Below are 19,696 nucleotides of genomic sequence, written 5' to 3'. Positions count from 1 at the left end.
GCGGGGCGGCTTCAGCCCGGCTAGGTCGAGGGGGTGAGGTGGTCCGGCCGGTAGGGCACGGTTTGGGCCCAGGGCATGCGGTCGGGGGTGTGCACATGGCCCAGCTCGGGCTGCACGTCCATGGCCAGGGCCTCCAGGATCTGGCCCAGGTCAAGCCCGTGGCGGTTGGCGTAGCTGGCCACCTCGGCTTGTGACAGGGTGCCGCCCAGCAGTTCGCGCTTTTGCTCGAACAGAAACACGGCCTCGGCCTCGGTGGCGTGGGTGAGCACGTAGGGCACGCCGGGGCGCAGCAGGCAGTCGCGCAGCAGCAAGGCCAGGTACACCGCGCGCTGCGAGCACTCGCCAATCACCAGGCGCTGGGGGTGCCAGCGGTCCTGGAACACGTGGCCGGGGCGCAGCGGGGTGGGCAGCACGATGGGCGGCGAGGTCTCGCCCGTCAGGCGGGTGCGGTACTGGTTGTAGCCCACGGGGGGGTTGGAGGCCAGCACCAGCGTGGCGCCGGGGTTGATGAGCCGCACCTCTTGCAGCATGGTGTCCAGCGCGGAGGTGTCCACCGAGCCGTAGGCCTTGTCAAAGCGGGTGGGTGTGGTCACGAACACGTAGTCGGCCTCGTCCACCGCCAGTTCCAGGTCGGTGGTGGCCTGCAGGCCATCGCAGTGGTGGCTCAGGCGCTCTTGCAGGCCGGGCTCGTCGGGTGGCAGGTGGCCGGCGTTGATCTGCTCCACCCAGTGTGTGCGCGCGTCTTGCAGCCTCACGTCGTGGCGGCGCGCCAGCAGCATGGCGGTGGCCAGGCCGATGGGGCCGGCGTGCACCACGGCAATGCGCTTGCGCGCGCTGGGGTGGCGCAGCCAGTCGGGGATGAGGGAGTCGGTGGGGTCGTTCACAGCAGGTGGTTGAGTCGCAGCAGGTTCTTCCACGCCAGGGAGCCGAGCCCGCCCACCCGGTGGCGGCGCATCACGCGCCACTCTTCGCGCGGCTGGTGGGCCAGGCGGTGCAAGGCTTCGCGCCAGCTCAGGCGCAGGCGGTGGCGCACCAGTGGCTGGTTGAGGTAGTTCAGGCGGAAGGCGGGTTGGGCCATGAGGCGCACCAGGTAGTCGTAGGGCGCGGCCAGCCGCAGGTCGGTGGACATGCCGTTGAGGCGTTCGCACCAGTGGCGGCGGATGAAGGTGGCGCTCAGTGGCGGGGCCCAGCCCCAGGCCACGCGCGATCGCGAGAAGGGGCCGATCAGCAGCGCGCGCTTGACGTGGCCCAGGTCTTCTTGCGCCACGCCCAGCAGGTCGCCATAGATGGCGTCAACCTGGGCCGTGCCGAGGCTCTCGCACACGGCTTGCAGCACGCCGGGGTGGGCGTAGGCCTGGGTGCCCGAGAGAAAGCCCACCACCTCGCCGTGGCTGTGCTGCAGGCCGCGGTTGTAGGCGGTGCCGAAGGTGTCGCGCGCGGTGCCGGGCACCACGGTGATGCGGTGTCGCCACGAGAGAATCTTGGCGAAGGTGGCTTCGTCGCACCCGCAGTCCACCACCACGTGCTCCACGGTTACCTGGGCTTGCTCGGCCACCGATTGCAGGCAGGCCAGCACCGTGGGGCAGTGGCCGAACACGGGCGTGACCACGCTCACCTGGGGGCGCCGGGCCTGCTCGGCCGGGTGCAGACCATCGACGGGGTCGCCTGGGTGGCCGGGCAGCTGGTGAGAGGGGAAGAAGGTGCGCATGGACGGTCAGCCAGCGGCCGTGGCCAGCTTGGACTTGAGGTAGCCGTCGTAGGTCTGGCGCAGGGCGTCTGTCAGGCCCACGCGTGGTCGCCAGCCGGTGCGGCGCAACCGGGCGTCGTCGATCTTCTGGTCGGGGCCGATGGAGGCGCCCGGCGGCTGGGTCGTGTGCGTGGCCAGGTGGCCGTGGTAGCCCACCGTGCTGGCAATGGCCCCGGCCAGTTCCATCAACGACAGGGCCTGCCCGCTGCCGGCGGCCAGGTGGCGCAGGCCGGGCAGGGTGAGCTGGCGGTAGCTCTCGCGGGTGAGGCTCAGGGTTTGCAGGGCAGCCTCGGCGGCGTCGTCGGCGAACATCCAGTCGCGTCGCTGTGAGCCGTCGCCCAGGATGTCCACCTTGTCCAGGCCTTGGCGCTTGGCGCGGTGCATGCGGTCGATCAGGGCATAGACCACCTTGGTGGGGCTGTGCTCGTAGGGCTCGCCAGGGCCGAACACGTCGGCCAGCACCAGGCTGCGGAAGTCCACGCCCTGCTCGGCGTGTTGCTCGCTGAAGGTGGCGCACATCTGCAGGCAGGCCAGGTGGCCGGTGGCCAGCTCGGAGGCGGCGTTGCCCTCGCGCGGCAGGCGCACGTCGTCTTCGGCGTTGGGCACGGTCGGGCCGCCGGGGTAGATGTCGTGGCTGCCCACGAACAGCAGCCGGCGCACGCCCGAGGCCAGGGCCAGCTGGATGGCTTGGGTGGGTGCCAGCAGGTGGGCCTGCAGCACCTGCGAGGGCACGCGCAGGCGATCTGCGCGGGTCATGGTGGCCGATGGGCTCACGATCACGTAGGCGGGTTGCTCGCGCTTGAGCGCCACCTCAAGGTCGAGCAGGTAGGGCAGCAGCGGGCCGCGGCGGGTGTCGGTGCGCACCCACTTGACGTCAAAGTCGGCGCACACGAAGCGGTGGTGCAAGGCCTCGTTCAGGGCGCAGTGGCTGCCCACCAACAGCAGCTTCGGGGGAATCAATGCCTTGTTCTTGCCCATCGTGGTGCTCCGTTGGCGGTGGTTCTCAGGAAGTGGTCCGTACGTGCACCCAGTGCCGGCGTTCGCGGGTGCCGAACCACTGGAGCGCCCGGTCCAGGGCGGCCGCGTTGAAGTTGGGCCAGAGGCAGTCGGTGAGGTAGAGCGCGGTGTGCCGCGTGTCCCACAGCAACCCGGTGCAAGACGACAAGGTGCCGCCAGTGCGGATCAGCAAATCGGGGTCGGGCCGGCGTTTCGGGGCATGGCCGGCGCCGGGGCGCTGGGCTTTGCCGGGCGGTGGCGTCGGGCCGGCCTCGGGCAGCCAGGGCTGGCGGTAGTCCATGCCCAGCACCAGCAGCAGGCCGTCGTTGTATTGGGTGGCGCGCTGAAGGCGCTCCAGCAGGGCCAGGGTGGTGGGGTCCAGGCAGGTGGCGTCGCCGCGCAGCTGCAGCCGCACCCCCAGGGCTTGCAGTTTCAGGGCGGCCTGCCACAGGCCATCGCGAAAGGCGCTGAGCATGGCCGGCGCGCTGTGGTCGGACATGAGCCACAGGTCATCGCTGTGGCCGCAGATGGTGAGCTGTCCCACGCCTCGGTCCACGCAGCGGGTCACCAGTTCCATCAGCTGCGCGATGCCCCCGCCAAAGAGGTTGCCGTAGGGCAGGCCGTTCTCCCTCGCCCAGCGGCGGTGCCCGGCCGCCAGCATGGCCAGGTGCTGTGGTGCCCGCCACTTCGGGGGCGCAATCGCCACCGGTGCCGCGCTCAGGGGCACGGTGAGGGGTTCGATGTGAGGGCCTCGTTCCATGGTGTGGCTTGGGGTGTCGGTTCGTCTGCCCTGCGCCGGGGACGCGGGCTTTCAAAACCATTGGCTTGCGGTTTTGAATACTCTAACTGACAACAGGCATTTTCAATCCATAAAAACGCCAAAAATGGTACCTTCGCGTGACAGATTCCCGATCGCCGGTGGTCCAGACCACAGGCGGCGGGGTGGATGAGGGGGGCCGCCGGCGGGCGGCGAGGGCGCAGGGCGCGAGCGGTCGGCGGCTTACCAGCTGGCCAGCAGGCGCAGCGTGAGGCGGTTGGGGGAGCCGCTGCGCTCTTTGCGCTGGTGGCTGGCGGTGAGTTCCATGCCCAGGCTGGCGTTCAGGCGGGCCTGCAAGCCCAGGCCCACGCTTTCCAGTGGCACGGCGGCGGCGTTGCTGTGCTTGGCGCGCCCCTGGTCCCAGAAGGCGAACACGTCCACGGTGCTGGTGGTCTCGGCCAGGGCGCGGTAGCGCAGTTCGAGCTGCACGGCATGGCCCTGCTCGCCAGAGCTGCTGCCGGCGTCGTAGCCGCGCACGGTGTCGGGACCGCCCAGCACCAGGGTTTCGCTGGCCAGGGGGGTGCCGCTGTCGGCGCCGCGCAGCACGGCGTTGACGCGCCATTGCCAGCGCTTGGCCTCGCCCCACGATTGCAGGTGGCCCATGCCCAGGTCAAGGTAGCGCAAGGTGTCGCCCTTGCTGCGGGCGTTCACCCACTGGGCGCGCAGCACCGAGCGACCGTTGCCCGTGTCGCGGCTGAGGTTGGCGCTGAGCTGGGCGCGGTTCACGCGGGTGTTGAACACGCTCACCTCACCAATGCTGGTGTCCGAGTGCATCTGGCCCAGTTGCGCGCCGAACACGCCCAGCCAGGGGCCGCCCAGGGCCACGGTGCGCGACACGTCAAGGCCCCAACTGCGCGACTGGCCGTCGAGCGTGAGCGTTTTGCCGTCCTGGCCGGTGAGCACGGTTTCTGAGCGCGAGCTGGCCAGGTTTGCACCAGCGCGCCAGCCCTCGTGCCCCAGGGGCACGCTGCCGCTGAGGCTGAGCGTTTTGCCAGCGGCGCTGGAGAGCAGGGCGGTTTCCAGGCGGCCGCCACGCGCGCCCAGCGGCGCCCAGCGCAGGCCCACGGCGCTTTGCAGGCCGGTGCTGTCCTGGCCTTGGGTGCTTTCCACGAAAGACCAGGCCTGCCAGCGTGGGGTGGGGGTCACGTCGAGCACGAGGTCGGTGACGCCGAAGACCTCGCCGGCCTCGAAGGCGGCAGCGGCGCTGCGGTCGCTGCTGGCGTTGAACACCACCAGGCGGTCGCGCACCGCGTCGTTGCGCACCACCTCGCCCTGGGGCAGGTCGAACCAGGCTTGCACCCACTGGGTGTCGATGGTGTCGTCGCCCTGTACGCGCACGCGACCGAGCTTGCCTTCCACCAGGAGCACCCGCAGGCGGCCGCTTTGCAGGTCTTGCTGCGGCAGCACGGCTGCGGCGGTGAGCACTTCTTTGGCCTGGTAGAGCGCGCTGATGCCGTCGAGCAGGGCTTGCAGGTCTTCGGTGGTGAGGGGGCGGCCCACGTAGCGCTGGGCCAGTGCGCGCAGGTCTTCGGGGTCGAGCAGTTCGGTGCGCGAGAACTCGATGGCCTGAAAGCTCACCTGGGCGCGCACGGCGGGCGCCTCCGTTGGGGCCACGCGGGGCTCTGCGGGGTCGGTGTCCACCCGTGGGCGGGGGGCGGCGTTGCCCAGGCGGCGCAGTTGCTCGTTGAGCACCACGCCGGGGTCGGGCACGGGGCCGGGCAGGGTCTGCGCGGCCAGCGGGCCACCCATCAAGGCCAGAAGCGCCACGGCCAGCCGGTGGGGCTGGCGCGGGCGGGTGGGGCGCAGGGGACGAGCGGGGCGAATCAGGTGGTCTGGCATGGCAAGAGTGGGGTAAGCAAGGCTGAAATCAGGCCGGCAGGGGAGCGGCGTCACGGCGGCACCCGGTCGAAAAGCACCACCACGGTGATGCGCTTGAGTTCGGTTTCGCCGCTGGCGGTCCACAGGGCGTCGAAGGTGCCCAGGGTGGTGCTGCGGCGCACGCGGCCGGTGTCGCCGGCTGAGCCGTCCTGGCCGTTGATGGCCACGGCCAGGCGGCGCGCGGCCACGATGGGCACGTCGGTGAGCACCAGGGCGTTGAACTTGTCTTCGAGGTAGCTGGTGCCTGAGTTCACGTCGAGCGTGCCCAGGTGCATTTCGCCGCCCAGCCCGTGGTCGGCCGATTTGCGGTTGGTCTCGCCCATGGGCAGCAGGCCGGCCAGGCGCAGCTCGTTGTAGGGCACGTTGCCGTTGGCAAAGGGGGTGAGGGTGCTGCTGGGGCAGGTGTTGCCCAGGGCGTAGGTGGCACTGCTGCTGGCGGCAGGGGTGAGGCTGGTGGGCACCGCGTATTCCAGCGGCTCAAGCAGGGCCACGGTGTTGAAGCTGGGGTCGATCAGGCCGTCGCGGTTGCAGTCGCCGGGCCAGCGGCCCCAGGTGCGGCGGTAGCTGCCGAGCTGGCTCACCAGGGTCTGCACTTTGGTGACGAACTGGGCCTGGCGGTAGTTCTCCACCAGCTCTTGCGATTTCAGGGCCATGGCGGCCAGCACGCCCACGATGGCCAGGCCGATGGCGAGTTCCAGGATGGAAAGCCCGCGCTGGGCGCGGGCGCCCACGCTGCGCGTGCGGATGGAGAGGGGGCGGGGCAGCACTCAGTTGTCCTTGGTCAGGCGGGCCTGCACCCATTGGCGCTGGGTTTGCAGGTCGCCGCGTTGCTCGCTCAAGGCCAGGAAGCGCTGGTAGGCCTGGGCGGCCTCGCTGGGGCGGCCTTGCGCTTGCAGGGAATGGCCTTTGTTGAGCCAGGGCTCGGGGGCCTGGGGGTGGCGCTCGCTCAGGCGGGTGAGCACCTCCAGCGCGGGCCCGTGGTCGCCGTTTTCTTGCATGGCCACGGCCAGGTAGATGCCCACGCGCAGGTGGCCAGGGTTGCGTTGGTGTGCCTGCGCCAGCACGGTCACGGCCTCGGGCCAGCGCCCCAGGCCCGAGAGGGCCACGCCGCGCAGGTAGTGGGTGCGCCAGGTGGCACCCACGTTTTGCTCCAGGCGCAGGGCGGCATCGAGCGCACCGGCGTGGTCGCCGGCGGCGAGCTGGCGCTCGACGGCGATGAAGGCGTTGTCGATGGCCTGTGCCGCCGCGGCGCTGCGCTGGGCATCGGTGGGCTCGGGGCCCGACTGCCGCACCACGGTGGGGGCGTCGTCGGCGCGGGGAGCGGACTTGGGGGTGGCGGCCACCAACGGCGCCGGTACCGGATGGGGCGAGGCCGATGGTGCGGGCGTGGTGGGCTTGGCGTTGGCCGGTGCTGGCAGCGAGGGCGCCGGGCGGGGGGGCGGCGCCGCGGCGGGCGCGGGTGCTGGTGCTGGTGCTGGTGCTGGTGCTGGTGCTGGTGCTGGTGCTGGTGCCACAGGCGCTGCCTGGGCCAGCGGGGCCGGAGGTTCGCTGGCGGCGGGCGTGGCCTGGGCCAGGGCGAGCGGGTTGATCCACTCGGCCATGGTGGCCCACACCACCGGGCGCTGGGCGGCCTGGGCCAGTTGCTGGCGGGCGCGTTCGAGGTCGCTGGTGGCGGGCACGGCCAGCACGAGCCAGCGCGCCTCACCCATGCCCTGGCGGGGCAGCACCACCACTGGCCATTGGCCGGCCCATTGGCGGTGCAGTTCGCGCGCGCCGGCCAGGTCCTGGTGGTCGGCCACCATCAGGGCGAGCTGGTGCGGGGGCAGGCCGCGCAGGCCGGCCACCCACAGCCGGGCGGCTTCGTCGTGCAGACCGGCCAGCCACACGTGGCCGGCTTGCACCAGCCATTCCTCGCCCACCAGGGGGCTGGCCGCTGGTCGCAAGCCGGCCTCGCCCAGGGCGCTCGGGGGCGCAGGGTTGGCGGGCGTGGTGGCCGTGGCCAGTGCCGGGTTGCCGTCGGCGGGGGTGTGCCACCAGACGGTGGCCACCCAGCCGGCCAATGCGCCAATGGCCAGCAGGCCCACCCAGGGCAGCAGGCGCCCGCGCGGGGCGGCTGGGGGCTGCAGGGGCAGGTGGGTAAGGGCCAGCGGGTCGTCTGCAGGAGTGGCGGCGTCGCTGGGGTGGCGGCGGGCGTCGATCTCGCGCAGGGCTTTTTCCATCACGCTCATGCCCAGGCCTCGGAAAACTCGCGGCAGGCTTGCCGCATCATGGAAGCGGTGACCCGCCGGGTGCTCATGGCGAACGCCAGCAACACGGCGCGTTCGCAGGCCAGGTTGATGCGCCTTGGCACACCGCGGGTCTGCCATTGCAGCCACCACAGGGCCATGCCGGTGAACTCGAAACCGCCGTCGCGGTGGGTGCGCTTGATGCGGTGGCGAACATAGGCCGCGCACTCGTCGCGGCTGAGCGGCCCGAGCTTGAGCCACACGCCCACACGCTCGCGCAGGGGCCGCATGGCGCGCAGCGCCAGGGTGCGCTCCAGCTCGGGTTGGCCCACCAGCACCAGGCCAATGAGCTTGCTGCGCTCCGTCTCCAGGTTGGAGAGCAGGCGCAAGGCCTCCAGGGAGTCGCCGCTCAGGCGGTGGGCTTCGTCCACGATGACGACAAAGCGCGCACCGTCGCGAGCGCCTTCCAGCACGGTCTCCACCAGGTGGTTGTGCAGCACCGACAGCGGGGCGTTGTTGGGCAGGGCCGGGCCGCCAAAGTCGCGCCCGATGGAGCGCAGCAGGTCGGGCAGGTCCATCAGGGGGTTGATGAGGTAGGCCACGCGCACGGTCTCGGGCAGGCTGCGCAGCACGCAGCGCACCACCAGGGTTTTGCCCAGGCCGATCTCGCCCGACAGCACGGCGATCACGCCGGTGGTGCAGGCGTGGTAGAGCTGCTTGTAGGCGGCCACGTGCCGGCTGCCGGGGTAGAAGAGCCCGGTGTCGGGGGTGATGGAGAACGGCGCCTGCGTGAAGCCCAGGGCTTCGTAGCAGGTGCGCAGGGTGTCTTCCACGGTGGGCCGTTCCTTACTGGCCTGGCTGCACGGTGGGCGCCAGGAAGATCACCAGCTCTTTGCGCTTGCCTGCCTGGTAGGTGCTGCCAAAGGCCTTGCCGATCAGGGGCACGTCGCCCAGGCCGGGCACGCGGCGGTTGGTGTCGCTGGTTTCTTCCTGGATCAGGCCGCCCAGCATCACCAGTTCGCCGCTGCGCACGCGCACCATGGTGCTGGCTTCGCTCACGTCCAGGATGGGGGCGTTGCTGTCGCCAGAGGGCGAGGTGGCGGTGCCCACTAGGCGGGTGACGGTGGGGGCGATGTTGAGCATGGCCCAGCCGTCGGCGGCGATTTGCGGCGTGACCGTGAGGTTCACGCCCAGGTTCACCGTGCGGGGCTGTTCGTTCACCGTGTCGAGCACGCCACCGCCGCCCTGGATGATGCGGTTGGTGGAGCGCAGGAAGAAGGTCTCGTCGGTGCCGACCTTCACGTGCGCGGTGTGGTTGTTCAGGATGCGGATGCGCGGCTGCGAGACCACGCGCACATCGCCTTGCTCGCGCAGGGCCTCGATGAGCGAGGTGTAGCGGTCGCCGGCCAGGCGCAGGGCCATGGTGGGCTGAGCGGGCGAGACGCCCTGTGGCGAGGTGACGCGGGTGTTGAACTGCACCGAGCCCTGCAGCGGGTTGGCGCGCAGGCGGCTCCAGTCCAGGCCCAGGGCGAACTGGTCGCGCAGGGTGACTTCGACGATGCGCACCTCGATGTCGATCTGGCGGTACATGCCGCTGCGCATGAGCTCAATGAAGCGCGAGACCTCGTCGACCTTGGCGGGCAGGTCGGTGACCATGATGGCGCCGGTGAGGCGGTTGACCGTGAGGCGGCCCTTGGGCGAGAGCAGCGAGCGGATCTGGGTTTCCAGCTCTTGCCAGAAGGCCACGCTGTCGCCGCCCTGGTTGGCGCCGCCCGACACCGAGGCGGTGCGGGTGCTGCGGATGTAGTCCACCTCGAACGTGCGCGTGACCGAGGCGCGCACGCGGATCACGCCGCGGTCTTCTTCCCACGAGTAACCCAGGCTGGAGAGCAGGATGTCAAAGGCGCGCGAGAGCGGCACGTCCTGAAAGTCCACCGAGACCTGGCCGCCCACTTCGGGGTCGGCCACGATGTTCAGGCCATGCGCCTTGGCCAGCATGCCCAGCGCGTCGCGCAGGGGCAGGTCACGGGCGCGGAAGGAGTACAGCTCGGGCTGGCCCGAGCCTTTGTCGTCGCGCGCATCGAAGCTGGGCAGGCGCTTCTCGGGCGGCAGTTCCACGGCGGTGCGCGCGGCTTGTTGCTGGGCCTGGGCTTCTTTCAGGCGCTCGTTCACCGGACCGTAGGCGGTGGGCGGAATGGCCTCGGAGCCGGGCAGGGGCTTGACCATGGGCGCGCAGGCGGTCAATGCCGCGGCCGCCAGCAATGCCAGGGTGGGCCGCAGGGTGCGCAGGGTGGCGGGGAAGAACGTGTTCATGGTCTTGAAGGGTCTGGGCTGCGGCGGGCGTGCGGGTGGGGCGCGTCGGGCATCGGTCATGGCGCGTTCACGTCGATCCAGTGGCGCTGGCCGAGCACGGTTTGCACGAACAGCACGCGGTGGGTTTCGATGGCCGTGACGCGGTAGGCGCCGTGGCGGTCACCCACGGTGAGCACCTGGCCGTCCACTTGCGCCACGCGGCGCGCGCCGTCCACCAGGATGGCGTTCACCCGCGGGGGCTCCTGGCGCACCTCGCCCTGGCGCGAGGCCTGGGGCACGGTGGCGGGGGGCAGCAGGGCTTTCATGTGCACGCGCACCGGCTCGCCTTCTGGCGGGGGCGGCACGGGCACGCCCAGCAGCGGGGGCGCTTCGATGGTGGTGGCGCTGGGCAGGGTGGGGCCGGCGGGGGCGGGCAGCCAGGCACCGGCCACCCAGCCCGCGGTGGCCAGCACCGGCACGAAGAGGTAAGGAATGAAGGCTTTCATGGCCGGTCCAGCACCAGGATGTTGTCGCCCTTGACCGTGACCTTCACGGCGGGCTGGGCCTGCGGCCCGCTGCGCAGCGCCTCGATCTGCAACGAGCGCAGGAAGAACTGGCCCTTGCCCACGTGGTTGGCGCGCAGGATTTCGTTGAGCCGGTCGCTTTCGTGGTCGGCGATCACGGCGGTGGTGTCAATCGATTCGTGGCGCAGGTCTTGGCCCGGGCGCCAGCCGATGTGCTCGATCAGCCGAGCGTAGGCCTCGGTGCGCTCCAGGCCGGTCTGCACGGCCTTCTGGGCGTTGCGCAGTTCCTCGGCCTGCGCCTGCGCTCGTTGAAGGTTGGCGTGGCCACTTCGCGCAGCCACGATGCCCAGACCCAAGGTCAGGGCCGCGGCGGTGAGCCAGATGGCGCTACGGGTGTGGAAAGAAAGGCTCATGGTGCGCAAGCTCAGGGAAGCTGGGTGACGGTGCAGGTGGGCAGCAGCGGGCCCGCCGGGTTCAACTCGCCGGCCAGGCCGGCGGCGGTGACGGTGTGTTGCCCGGTGCAGCGCACGGTGACGGTCTTGCCGCCTTCGGCGGCCGACAGTGCGCTCAGCGGCCGCCAGCGGTTCACGCCGGCGTCGGCGGTGCTCTGGTTCGGGTTGGGGTCCACCAGCAGGCCCCCGCGGTACCAGTAAATGCCGTTGGTGGCGGGGTTGTAGCCGGTGGAGCCGGCGGGGCTGATGAAGCTCACCCGCAGGTAGCGAGAGCTGGTGGTGGAGGCGTTGTCGATGCCAAACGCGTCCAGGCAGACGCCGGTGGAGGTGCTGCCGGCCGAGACGTCGCCCGTCTGGTGGACGGTGGCCAGCGCGTCCACCAGTTCCCAGCGCAGGGTGAGGTTGGTCACGTCACCAGAGGGCGGGGCCGAGCGCACGTTGTTCTGAAAGCGCACGTAGAGCTGGTTGAGGGTGCAGGCATCGGCTGGCTGGCTGCAGGCGCTGGCGCGCGCCAGGGCGCTGACCACCTCGTCCAGCGAGGCCGCGGTGGTGCGGCCGGCGTAGTCGTTGGTGTCGCTGGTGGTGTTGTCGCGCGCGGCCGTGAGGGGGTTTTCGTAGATGCGGTGGCCCTGGTTGTCCAGGATGGTGGTGCGGCTGGCCAGGGGCACGTCCAGCCCGGTGGTGCCGGCTTGCTGGTAGACGATGTTCTGGCGGTCCAGCCGTCGCTGGGCCGGCGGGTTGCGCCGGGCCACCACGAAGGCCGCTGCGTACGAGTTGTCGAAGGAGTGCTGGTCGTTGGGCAGGGCGCCGGTGTAGCTGGCAGGCGGCGTGACGGTGGCGTAGCCCAGGCCGGGGTCCCAGCTGAAGCGATCGTCCAGCCCGGTGGCCCACACGCGCGGCCAGGTCAGGTCAATGAGCGACCAGTCGTATTCCGAGGTGGCGCCACTGGTGTAGGCCCGCATGCGGGTGTCCAGCGTCTGCAGGGTGTTGACGTGGCGACACAGCTGGCTGCGGTTGCCGCCGGTGGACAGCTTGGTGTTGATGGCCAGGTCGAGCTGTTCCTTGATGGGGCGGAAGGCATAGAAGGTGTCGCTGCCCACGGTGCTGCTGACGGTGGCGGGCACGAAGGCAGCGTCGGCGTCGGCGCGCAGCGCGGGGTGGGCGTCGTACCAGTAGGCCGTTTGCAGCGACGACACGGTGGGCACGCCCAGTTCGGTGCCAGGCAGGGCCCCGGGCCACGCCAGCCCCAGCGGGGTGAGGGCGCTGTCGAGTTCCACGTGGCTGCTGGCGGTCTGACCCGTGCCGATGGAGCTTTCGGCAAATTTGATCGGCGCCGGCAGACCGTTGGCGGTGAGCAGGCGGCCCAGCAAGGCCTGCTTGGCCTGCTCCAGCACCGCCACGTCTTGCTGCTCGCTTTGCTGGCTGTTCTGCAGGGCAAACAGCGGCAGCAGCGCGGCCACCAGGCCGCCCACGATCACCAGCGCCAGCGCCAGTTCCAGCAGCAGCATGCCGCGCACACGAAGAAGGACTGTGGGCCGCTGGCTCATCGCAAGATCCCCGCCGAGGCCTTGGCCGCGAGCTCGTACACCGGGCCCAGCAAGGTGACCCCGATCAACAACAGGAAGGCCGCCAGCACCAGCAGCACGATGGGCTCGAACAGGCGCGAGCCGGTGTCGATCTGCTGCTTCACGCGCTGGGCGTAGTGCTCGCTCAGGCGCTGGCTTTGCTGGTCCAGCGTGCCGGTGGTTTCGCCCAGGCGCACCAGGCTCAGGGCAAAGCGCTCGAAGGCGCCACTGCTGGCCAGCCCGTCCGAGAGCGACTGCCCGCGCAGCGCACCCAGCGACAGGCGCGCCATGCGCTGGCCCAGGTGCCGGTTGGCCGGCTGCTGCAGCAGCACCGAGAGGGTTCGGCTGATGGTGAGGCCCGCGCCGTGCATGGCGCCCAGGTGGGCAAAAAACACGTGGTAGGCCCGCGCGCGCTCAATGCGCTTCCAGCCCGGCAGCCACCACAGCAGGGCGTGCCAGGCGGTGGTGCGCGCGGCCAGCCGCGCGCCAAAGGCACCCAGCAGGCCCAGCACGCCCAGCACGATGAGCAGCCAGGCGCCGTTGCCCTGCAGCCAGCGGGCGGCGGCCAGCACGTTCACCGTGGCCGCGGGCAGATCGAGGTTGAGCGAATCAAACAGCGCGGTCATGCGCGGTATCACCACCATCAGCCAGAAGGCGCAGCTGGCCAGCAGCACCACGGCCACCAGGGCCGGGTAGACCAGGGCGCGCAAGATGGCGCTGCGCAGCTGGCGCACCTGCTCGAACTGCGCCGCCGCCACGCCCAGGATGTCGCCCAGGCGGCCGGTCTCCTCGCCCACGGCCACCAGGTGGCGCAGCATCACGGGAAAGGCCTGGGTGTCTTGCACGGCCTGCGCCAGGCTGTCGCCGCGCTCCACCGCGCGGCGCAGGCGGGCGCACAGCATGCGCAGGCGCGCCCGCGAGGCGCTGTGGCTGGCCTCGGTGAGGGCCAGGCGCAGGTCGGCGCCGGCCCGCAGGTGCTGGCCCACCAGGTAACAAAACTCGGCCACCAACGCCACGCCCAGCGGGCGAAACAGCAGGGCGCTGAGCCACACCGGCAGCGACCACACCCGAAACGGCTGCAGCCCCTGCACCGAGAGGCTGCTGATCAGGTCGCCCATGTCGGGGTGCTCGGCCGAGCCGGACACCACCGCACCGTCCGCGTTCATGGCGCGGTACCAGAACAGCTTCATGGCGACGCCCCCAGCACGCGCTCAAGCTCGGCCTCGTCGGTGGAGCCGTGGTCCACCAGCTGCTGGGCCCAGCTGCGCATGTCCCGAAAACCAGTCTGCTTCAGATGGCGGCGCATGGCCGACTCGCCCGCTTCCTGGTCGATCAAGGTGCGCAGCGCGTCGTCCACCACCAGCACCTCGCCCACGGCCAGGCGCGAGCGGTAGCCGGTGCCGTTGCAGCGATCGCAGCCCACGGCGCGGTAGCGCGTGGTGCCATCGGGCGAGGCCACGGGCGCGCGGCAGTGGCCGCAGAGTTTGCGCAGCAGGCGCTGACCAATCACCCCGCGCAGCGTGGCGCTGAGCAGGTAGGCCGGCACGCCCAGGTCGCGCAGGCGGCTGATGGCGCCAATGGCATCGTTGGTGTGCAGGCTGGCGGGCACCAGGTGGCCGGTCTGCGCGGCGCGCACGGCCATGGTGGCGGTCTCGGCGTCGCGAATCTCGCCCACCAGCATCACGTCGGGGTCTTGCCGCAGAAAGCCCCGCACGGCCGACGCGAAGGACATGCCGGCGCGCTCGTTCAGGCGCACCTGGCGCACCATGGGCATGTGGAATTCCACCGGGTCTTCCACCGTCATGATGTTGCGCTCCAGCGCGTTGATCATGCGCAAGCCCGCGTAGAGCGTGGTGGTCTTGCCGCAGCCAGTGGGGCCGGTGGCCAGCACCAGGCCGTCGGGCGAGCGCATCAGGCGCTCGATCTGCTGCACCTGCTCGGGCCACAGGCCGGTGTGGTCCAGTGGCAGCACGTCGCCGCGCATCGACAAGATGCGCACCACCAGGTTTTCGCCATGGGTGGTGGGCATGGCCGAGACCCGCAGGTCAAAGGGCTGGCCGGCCACGGTGACGGCATAGCTGCCGTCTTGCGGGCGCCGGGTTTCGGCAATGTCCATGCCGGCTTCCACCTTCACGGCCGAGGCCACGCGCGCGTGCAGCGCCGCGGGCAGCACGTGCTGCAGCTGCAGCACGCCGTCAATGCGGTACGACACCATCAGCGCAAAGCCGGTGGGGGTGAAGTGCACGTCGCTGGCGCCGCGCTCAATGCCGTCGGCCAGCGTGAGCTTGACCAGGCGCCCACCGTCCAGGTCGCCGCCCAGGCGGCTGAGCTCGCGCTCCAGCTCCTGGGCGCTGGGGTGGGTGGCCGCGTGGTAGGCCATCTCGATCACAGCCGAGAGCGCCCCCTTGGGCGACACCACCCACGACACCGGGCCCGGCACGTGGCGGCGCAGGCGCTGCTGGGCCTCGTGGTCGGTGGGGTCGGCCGTGGCCACCACCAGGGTGGTGCCGTCGATCTGCAGGGGCAGCACGCGGTGCTGGCGGGCAAAAGCAAAGGGCACGCGGGCCAGGGCCGGCGATTCCACCTGCGTGGCGTCGGGCCACCAGCCCGGCAGGCTGTGCAGGCGCGAGAGGGCGCGCGCCACGTCCACGTCGCTGGCCAGGCGCAGCAGGCTGAGCACGTCGGTGGCGGTGCGGCCCAGCGAGCGCGCCACGCGGCGGCTGTAGCCGGCCTGCTGCAGCGACAGGCAGCCACTGCGCACCAGCTCGTTGAGCAGGGCGTCGTCGGCCGAGGGGGCTGGGCCGGAAGAGGGGGCGGCCAAGGTGGCCGAGCGTTCGTTCAGGGTGGGCTGCATGGTCAGAAGGCACCCGCGGCGATGGTCAGTCGCGTCTGCAGGCGTGCGCCCGGGGCCAGCGGGCCCTGGTCTTCAAAAATGAGCCGGGTGTCAGACAACCGACCCAGGCGAGAGAGCTGCTCGGCCAGGGCCTCGGCGTTGAGCTTGGCGCTGGCGTAGCCGCCTGAGAGGGCAATCTTCAGGTCCACCTGGTAACTCGGGTCGCCCGGGTTGGGCATGCGCCGGGTGGGCGCGGCCGGCTTGAAGCTCAGTGGCACGCCGGCGGGCTGCAGGCCCTCGGGTTCGCTGGCGGCCAGCTTGGGCTCTGGCGCAGGGGTCGCGCGCTGGCGCGCCACCCGCTCGGGTTGGCCGTTTTTCAGTTTCACGCGGTCTGAGGCCGCGTCGTCGCGCACCAGCTTGATCTGCAGCACCTGCGCGCCCGCGGGCACGTGGCTGAAGAGTTCGCTCAGGAAGCGGTCGGCCCGCAGGTTCACGCCCAAGGCCTTTTCGCGCCAGGCGGCCGAGCGCAGCGCGGTCATGGCCTCGGCCGAGGGCCGCTGCTGGGCCACCAGCTTGGCCTGGGCGGCCATGGCATAAGCGTCCTGGTACTGGGCTTGCGTCAGCTCGGTGGCCTGGTGGTGCCACCACCAGCCCAGGCCCATCAGGGCCGCACCGGCCACGCTGCACACCGTGGCCACCGCCGGCGCCCAGCGCCAGGCCTGCACGCGCTGGCGGTAGCCGTTCACGATCAGGCTCTGGTGGTTCTCCACGAAGGCCAGGCCAAAGAGTTGGGGGGCCGAGAGCAGGTCGGCCGGGTCCACATCGCGCAACAGCGCCGCGATGCGGTGAATCAATTCGCGCGAGCCATTGCTGGCCCACTCGCCACCGGCGGCCCACGGGCCTGGCCCCAGCCGGATCACGTTGCCGTGGGTGCCGCCGAACTCGGTCGGTGCCGAGGCGGTGGCCGCGTCCAGCAGCGGGCGCCAGATGCCTTCGTCGTGCGCGGTGAGGCCCGGCTGCACCGGCTGCACCCACTGCCACAGCACACGGCCCGCGCGCACACCCAGGCTGCGCAGGCCGGTGTCGCTCCACCAGTGCACCAGCACCGGCTCGCTGGTGGCGGCACCCACCAGCGCGGCCACGGCGCATTCCGCGCTGACCAGGTGGGTCAGCGGGCGCTCGCGCGTGGGGAGCAGTTCCTGGGCCAGCTCGGCATCGTCTTCGAGCATGGCCACCACGTCCACTTCGGCTTCTCCTTGCCGAAGGGACACCACATGGGACCGAGCGCGAAAGCGCTCGGTGAAAAAACCACCGTCGGCCAAATGGCGCTGCACCAGCACCGGCACAAAGCGGCGGGCGAGCGCGCGAAGCCGCACGCGCTCGGTCACGTTGGATGCCGAGTCCATCGCCACCCGAAGCGACCCCCCCGCCACCTTGGCCAACTCATCCGCCACGCCATCGCCCCCCTCCACCACCCGCCGCCCGTCCAGCACCGCGTACTGCACCGGGTGGGTGCCGTAGACGGTGTCGGGGCGGGAGAGGGAGATGAGGAGAGTGGTCATGGGCAGGGGGGTGTCAGGCGTTGGCGATCACAGGCGACGGGTCAATGGCCACCAGCCAGACTCAGTTAGGGGCGGTGGCGGTACCGCCTTGCTTCGACTCAGGCACCCGGTCGAAGAAGTAGGCGACGGTGACCATGCCATCCCGCATGGCTGTGGTGTCGACCGTGCCAGTGTCCGGCTCAATGCTCTGCCAGGCGCTGACATATGTGCCGTCTGTTTCGCTGCGCGCCAGCTGGCGCACGCGGCTGCGGTCGGCACGGGCGTCTTGCCCGTTGATGGCGGTGGCCAGGCGACGGGCCATCCACTGCGGCACGTTGTGAATCACGATGGCGTTGTACTCGGCGCCGTTGGCCGATGCACCGCCGTTGTCGGTGACGCTCCCCACGAAGGCGAAGTCTTCGTGCACCAGCTTGGCCAGCTTGCGGTTCGACGCGCTGTCGCTCACCACGCCAGCCACCTTCAGGTCGTTCAGCCAGACGTTGGCGTTGGTGGTGTTGGTCGTCACGTCGTACATGGCGGCCGTGGTGCCACTGCCCATGAGCGCACAGGCGGCGGTTTGCGCCGCTGCGTCTGCGCCGTCAGCCGGAATCGTCGGCAGCACGACCGAGTACGAGTACTCCGACGCACGGTTGTTGTTGGCCACGTCGGTGCGCAGGCTGGAGACGAGGTTCGTGTCCGCCGCGTAGTCAATCACGCCGTCGGCATCGCAGTCGCCCGGCATGCGGCCCTTGAACTGGGCGTACTGCTGGATCTGGGCTTCGATCGTCTTGACGTCGTTGACCAGCTTGGCTGCCTTTGCTTGGTCAACCAGTTCTTGGCCGGTGGTGACAGCAGCGAACAGCAGGCCGGCGGCCGCCATCGTCACCGACATCTCCACCAGGGTGAAGCCGCGCTGCTTTTTGGCGCGGAGGGCTTGTCGTTTCATGGGTTGCTTCCTCATTGGTAAAGCGGTGGGTTGAAGCCAGACCCCAGACACCCCTGGTCGCCGGAGTGCAAGGTCTTGCAAAAACTTGCAAAAACTTGCAAGCGAGCGCATGGTATCAATAAAATATGGCCCAATCAACAAAATTGATACTACCTTTATTTTTTTCAATTACTGTTCGGAATATGGTGAGATTGGCCGTGCTTCGTGACGAAATGCCGCTGCTGCGCCGGGCGATGTGGTGCCTGTGCCTGCTCGCTGGCGTGGTGGGCGCCATGGCCTGGCCGGGCCATGCCTGGGCGGGCGAGATGTACTGGTGCCCGGGCAACCGCTTCACCGACGCCCTGAGCCCGGCCGAGGCCAAGGCGCGGGGCTGCCGGCTGGCCGCCAGTGGGCGTTTGTCGCAGGTGTCGCCGCCCGCTCTGCCCCCGCCGGCGACGGAAGGGGTGGCGGCGACGGGTGCGGGCGAGGGTGCCCCGCTGGCTGGGGCGGCAGTGGCCTTGGCCAGCCCTGCGGGCGCCCCGCCGGGCCAACCGCCCGCAACGCCATCACCTGCACCTATCAGTTCTGGCAGTTCGGCGGCCCCGGTGGCCGCCGCGGGCGTTTCTGGGCCCGCCAGGGTGGCGGCGGCGGTTGCGCCCGCTGCCGCTCAAGCTGCCCCGCTTGCCCAGGTGGCGGCGCCGCTGCAGACGGCCCGCGACCGCGACGCCCGCCTGATTCTGGAAGCCGAGTTGAACCGCACGCTGGTGGCGCAGCAGTCGCTGGTGTCGCCCGCTGGCGTGGCCGACCCCACGCGCCTGCACCGCTTGCGCCAGGACGAAGCGGCCCTGCGCCGGGAGATTGCCCGCCTGGCGCCCTAGCGTGGCCCTGGCGCTCACCGATCACTTTTTTTGCCCGAATCACCCACTTTTTTCACCGCCATGAGCGCCCCTGTTTTGCACCCCCCCGGCCACCTTGGCCTTGACACCATGACCACCACCAACACCCCCGCACCTCGCCCCGCCCAGAAGTCTTCCACCGAGGCCGCGCCGGCCCCGGCCAAGGCGAGTGCCCCGGCCCCCGTTGCGGCAGCCCCAGTGGCGGCGGCGCCCGTGGCCGCCGCCGCGCCCGTTCCCACGCCGGCGCCGGTGCCGGTGCCGGCACCTGAGGCGGGCGCCGCGGGTGGCCTGGCCATCCTGCACCGCCAGACGCACGGCCACCTGCGGCTGGACCGCCAGAACCTGCGCTTTGATTTCGTGCGCGGCGCGGTGTCCACCTCCATCGGCACGGCCGAGCTGGCCGCCGCCTGCACCGAGTTCCCCTGCGTGATGGCCCGCAGCGGCCCGGCGCGCTGGAGCCTGCTGGCCATCACCGGCCTGGAGGCGGGCAAGAACCTGTTCGTGGGGCCGCAAGGCGAGTGGCTGGCCAGCCACCTGCCGTCCACCCTGGCCACCTGGCCGTTCCGGCTGGTGGCGCAGGGCGCCGAGCCTGGCCGCTTCCTGGTGGCGGTGCACACCCCGGCGCTCTCGACCGACAAGGGCGAGCCGCTGTTTGACGCCAGCGGCAACGAATCGGCCTGGCTGCAAGAGCAGCTGCGCCTGTTGTCGGCGGTGGACGCGAGCATGAATGAGACCTCGCGCCAGATTGAGCTGCTGGAGAAGGCCGGGCTGCTGCAAGAGCGCACCTTCCAGGCGGTGCTGGCCGATGGCCGCGACGTGGAGCTCAACGGCTTCTGGGCGGTGGATGAGCTCAAGCTGGGCCAGCTGGACGCCGCCACCGTGCACGAGCTGCACACCAGCGGTGCGCTGGTGCTGGCCACGCTGCACCTGTTGTCGCTGCGCCGCCTGCGCGCCCTGGTGTCGCGCGCCAGCGCGCCCCCCGCTACCACTGCCTGAACTTGAATC

18 protein-coding genes are annotated in these 19,696 nt (G+C 70.7%); 2 read left to right on the top strand and 16 right to left on the bottom strand.

What is annotated here, in order from left to right:
• Positions 1-20: 20 nt before the first annotated feature.
• From ACE3RQ_RS08565 to ACE3RQ_RS08490, 16 genes are all read right to left on the bottom strand, one after another.
• On the bottom strand, positions 21-884 hold the full coding sequence (locus ACE3RQ_RS08565; protein ID WP_374521548.1) for a hypothetical protein: 864 nt from the start codon (positions 882-884) through the stop codon (positions 21-23).
• Positions 881-1,708 (bottom strand): glycosyltransferase, encoded by an 828-nt coding sequence (locus ACE3RQ_RS08560; RefSeq protein ID WP_374521547.1) that lies wholly within the window; start codon positions 1,706-1,708, stop codon positions 881-883. Before ACE3RQ_RS08560 ends, ACE3RQ_RS08565 begins: the two co-directional genes overlap by 4 nt.
• A gap of 6 nt (positions 1,709-1,714) precedes the next feature.
• A complete protein-coding gene (locus tag ACE3RQ_RS08555; protein WP_374521546.1) occupies positions 1,715-2,725 on the bottom strand; it encodes an NAD-dependent epimerase/dehydratase family protein in 1,011 nt (336 codons plus the stop codon).
• A 25-nt stretch (positions 2,726-2,750) separates the two neighbouring features.
• Entirely contained in the window at positions 2,751-3,503 is a 753-nt protein-coding gene (locus ACE3RQ_RS08550) for an undecaprenyl diphosphate synthase family protein (protein WP_374521545.1), read from the bottom strand.
• A 240-nt stretch (positions 3,504-3,743) separates the two neighbouring features.
• Positions 3,744-5,399: a ShlB/FhaC/HecB family hemolysin secretion/activation protein gene (locus ACE3RQ_RS08545; RefSeq protein ID WP_374521544.1), complete on the bottom strand. Its 1,656-nt coding sequence runs from the start codon at positions 5,397-5,399 to the stop codon at positions 3,744-3,746.
• Between the two features lie 50 nt (positions 5,400-5,449).
• Positions 5,450-6,205, bottom strand: a complete 756-nt coding sequence (locus tag ACE3RQ_RS08540; protein WP_374521543.1) for a type II secretion system protein — start codon at positions 6,203-6,205, stop codon at positions 5,450-5,452.
• The gene (locus ACE3RQ_RS08535) at positions 6,206-7,666 is read right to left on the bottom strand and encodes a tetratricopeptide repeat protein (protein WP_374521542.1); all 1,461 of its coding nucleotides are present in this window, start codon (positions 7,664-7,666) and stop codon (positions 6,206-6,208) included. It lies immediately after the preceding gene.
• Positions 7,663-8,496 (bottom strand): ExeA family protein, encoded by an 834-nt coding sequence (locus ACE3RQ_RS08530; RefSeq protein WP_374521541.1) that lies wholly within the window; start codon positions 8,494-8,496, stop codon positions 7,663-7,665. Before ACE3RQ_RS08530 ends, ACE3RQ_RS08535 begins: the two co-directional genes overlap by 4 nt.
• Before the next feature lie 13 nt (positions 8,497-8,509).
• A complete protein-coding gene (locus ACE3RQ_RS08525) occupies positions 8,510-9,976 on the bottom strand; it encodes a hypothetical protein (RefSeq protein ID WP_374521540.1) in 1,467 nt (488 codons plus the stop codon).
• A gap of 56 nt (positions 9,977-10,032) precedes the next feature.
• Positions 10,033-10,461: a hypothetical protein gene (locus ACE3RQ_RS08520; protein WP_374521539.1), complete on the bottom strand. Its 429-nt coding sequence runs from the start codon at positions 10,459-10,461 to the stop codon at positions 10,033-10,035.
• A complete protein-coding gene (locus ACE3RQ_RS08515; RefSeq protein WP_374521538.1) occupies positions 10,458-10,892 on the bottom strand; it encodes a hypothetical protein in 435 nt (144 codons plus the stop codon). The genes ACE3RQ_RS08520 and ACE3RQ_RS08515 overlap by 4 nt, the downstream gene beginning before the upstream one ends.
• A gap of 11 nt (positions 10,893-10,903) precedes the next feature.
• Entirely contained in the window at positions 10,904-12,478 is a 1,575-nt protein-coding gene (locus ACE3RQ_RS08510; protein WP_374521537.1) for a hypothetical protein, read from the bottom strand.
• Positions 12,475-13,686: a type II secretion system F family protein gene (locus ACE3RQ_RS08505; RefSeq protein ID WP_374521536.1), complete on the bottom strand. Its 1,212-nt coding sequence runs from the start codon at positions 13,684-13,686 to the stop codon at positions 12,475-12,477. The genes ACE3RQ_RS08510 and ACE3RQ_RS08505 overlap by 4 nt, the downstream gene beginning before the upstream one ends.
• Positions 13,683-15,350: a GspE/PulE family protein gene (locus ACE3RQ_RS08500; protein WP_374521535.1), complete on the bottom strand. Its 1,668-nt coding sequence runs from the start codon at positions 15,348-15,350 to the stop codon at positions 13,683-13,685. The genes ACE3RQ_RS08505 and ACE3RQ_RS08500 overlap by 4 nt, the downstream gene beginning before the upstream one ends.
• Positions 15,351-15,352: 2 nt before the next feature.
• Positions 15,353-16,891, bottom strand: coding sequence for a hypothetical protein (locus ACE3RQ_RS08495; RefSeq protein ID WP_374521534.1), 1,539 nt, complete (start codon positions 16,889-16,891; stop codon positions 15,353-15,355).
• A gap of 61 nt (positions 16,892-16,952) precedes the next feature.
• Entirely contained in the window at positions 16,953-17,816 is an 864-nt protein-coding gene (locus ACE3RQ_RS08490) for a type II secretion system protein (RefSeq protein ID WP_374521533.1), read from the bottom strand.
• Between the two features lie 197 nt (positions 17,817-18,013).
• Between ACE3RQ_RS08490 and ACE3RQ_RS08485 the strand changes: the two genes are divergently transcribed.
• Positions 18,014-18,673 carry a hypothetical protein gene (locus tag ACE3RQ_RS08485; RefSeq protein WP_374521532.1) on the top strand — a complete coding sequence of 220 codons (660 nt, stop codon included), beginning with the start codon at positions 18,014-18,016 and terminating at the stop codon, positions 18,671-18,673.
• A 108-nt stretch (positions 18,674-18,781) separates the two neighbouring features.
• Positions 18,782-19,687 carry a SapC family protein gene (locus ACE3RQ_RS08480; protein WP_374521531.1) on the top strand — a complete coding sequence of 302 codons (906 nt, stop codon included), beginning with the start codon at positions 18,782-18,784 and terminating at the stop codon, positions 19,685-19,687.
• The last annotated feature ends 9 nt before the right edge of the window (positions 19,688-19,696 follow it).

The sequence above is a fragment of the Hydrogenophaga sp. genome (genome assembly GCF_041913525.1).
In the GTDB taxonomy this organism is placed as follows: Bacteria; Pseudomonadota; Gammaproteobacteria; order Burkholderiales; family Burkholderiaceae_C; genus Hydrogenophaga.
This window is presented reverse-complemented; position numbering and strand designations above follow the sequence as displayed.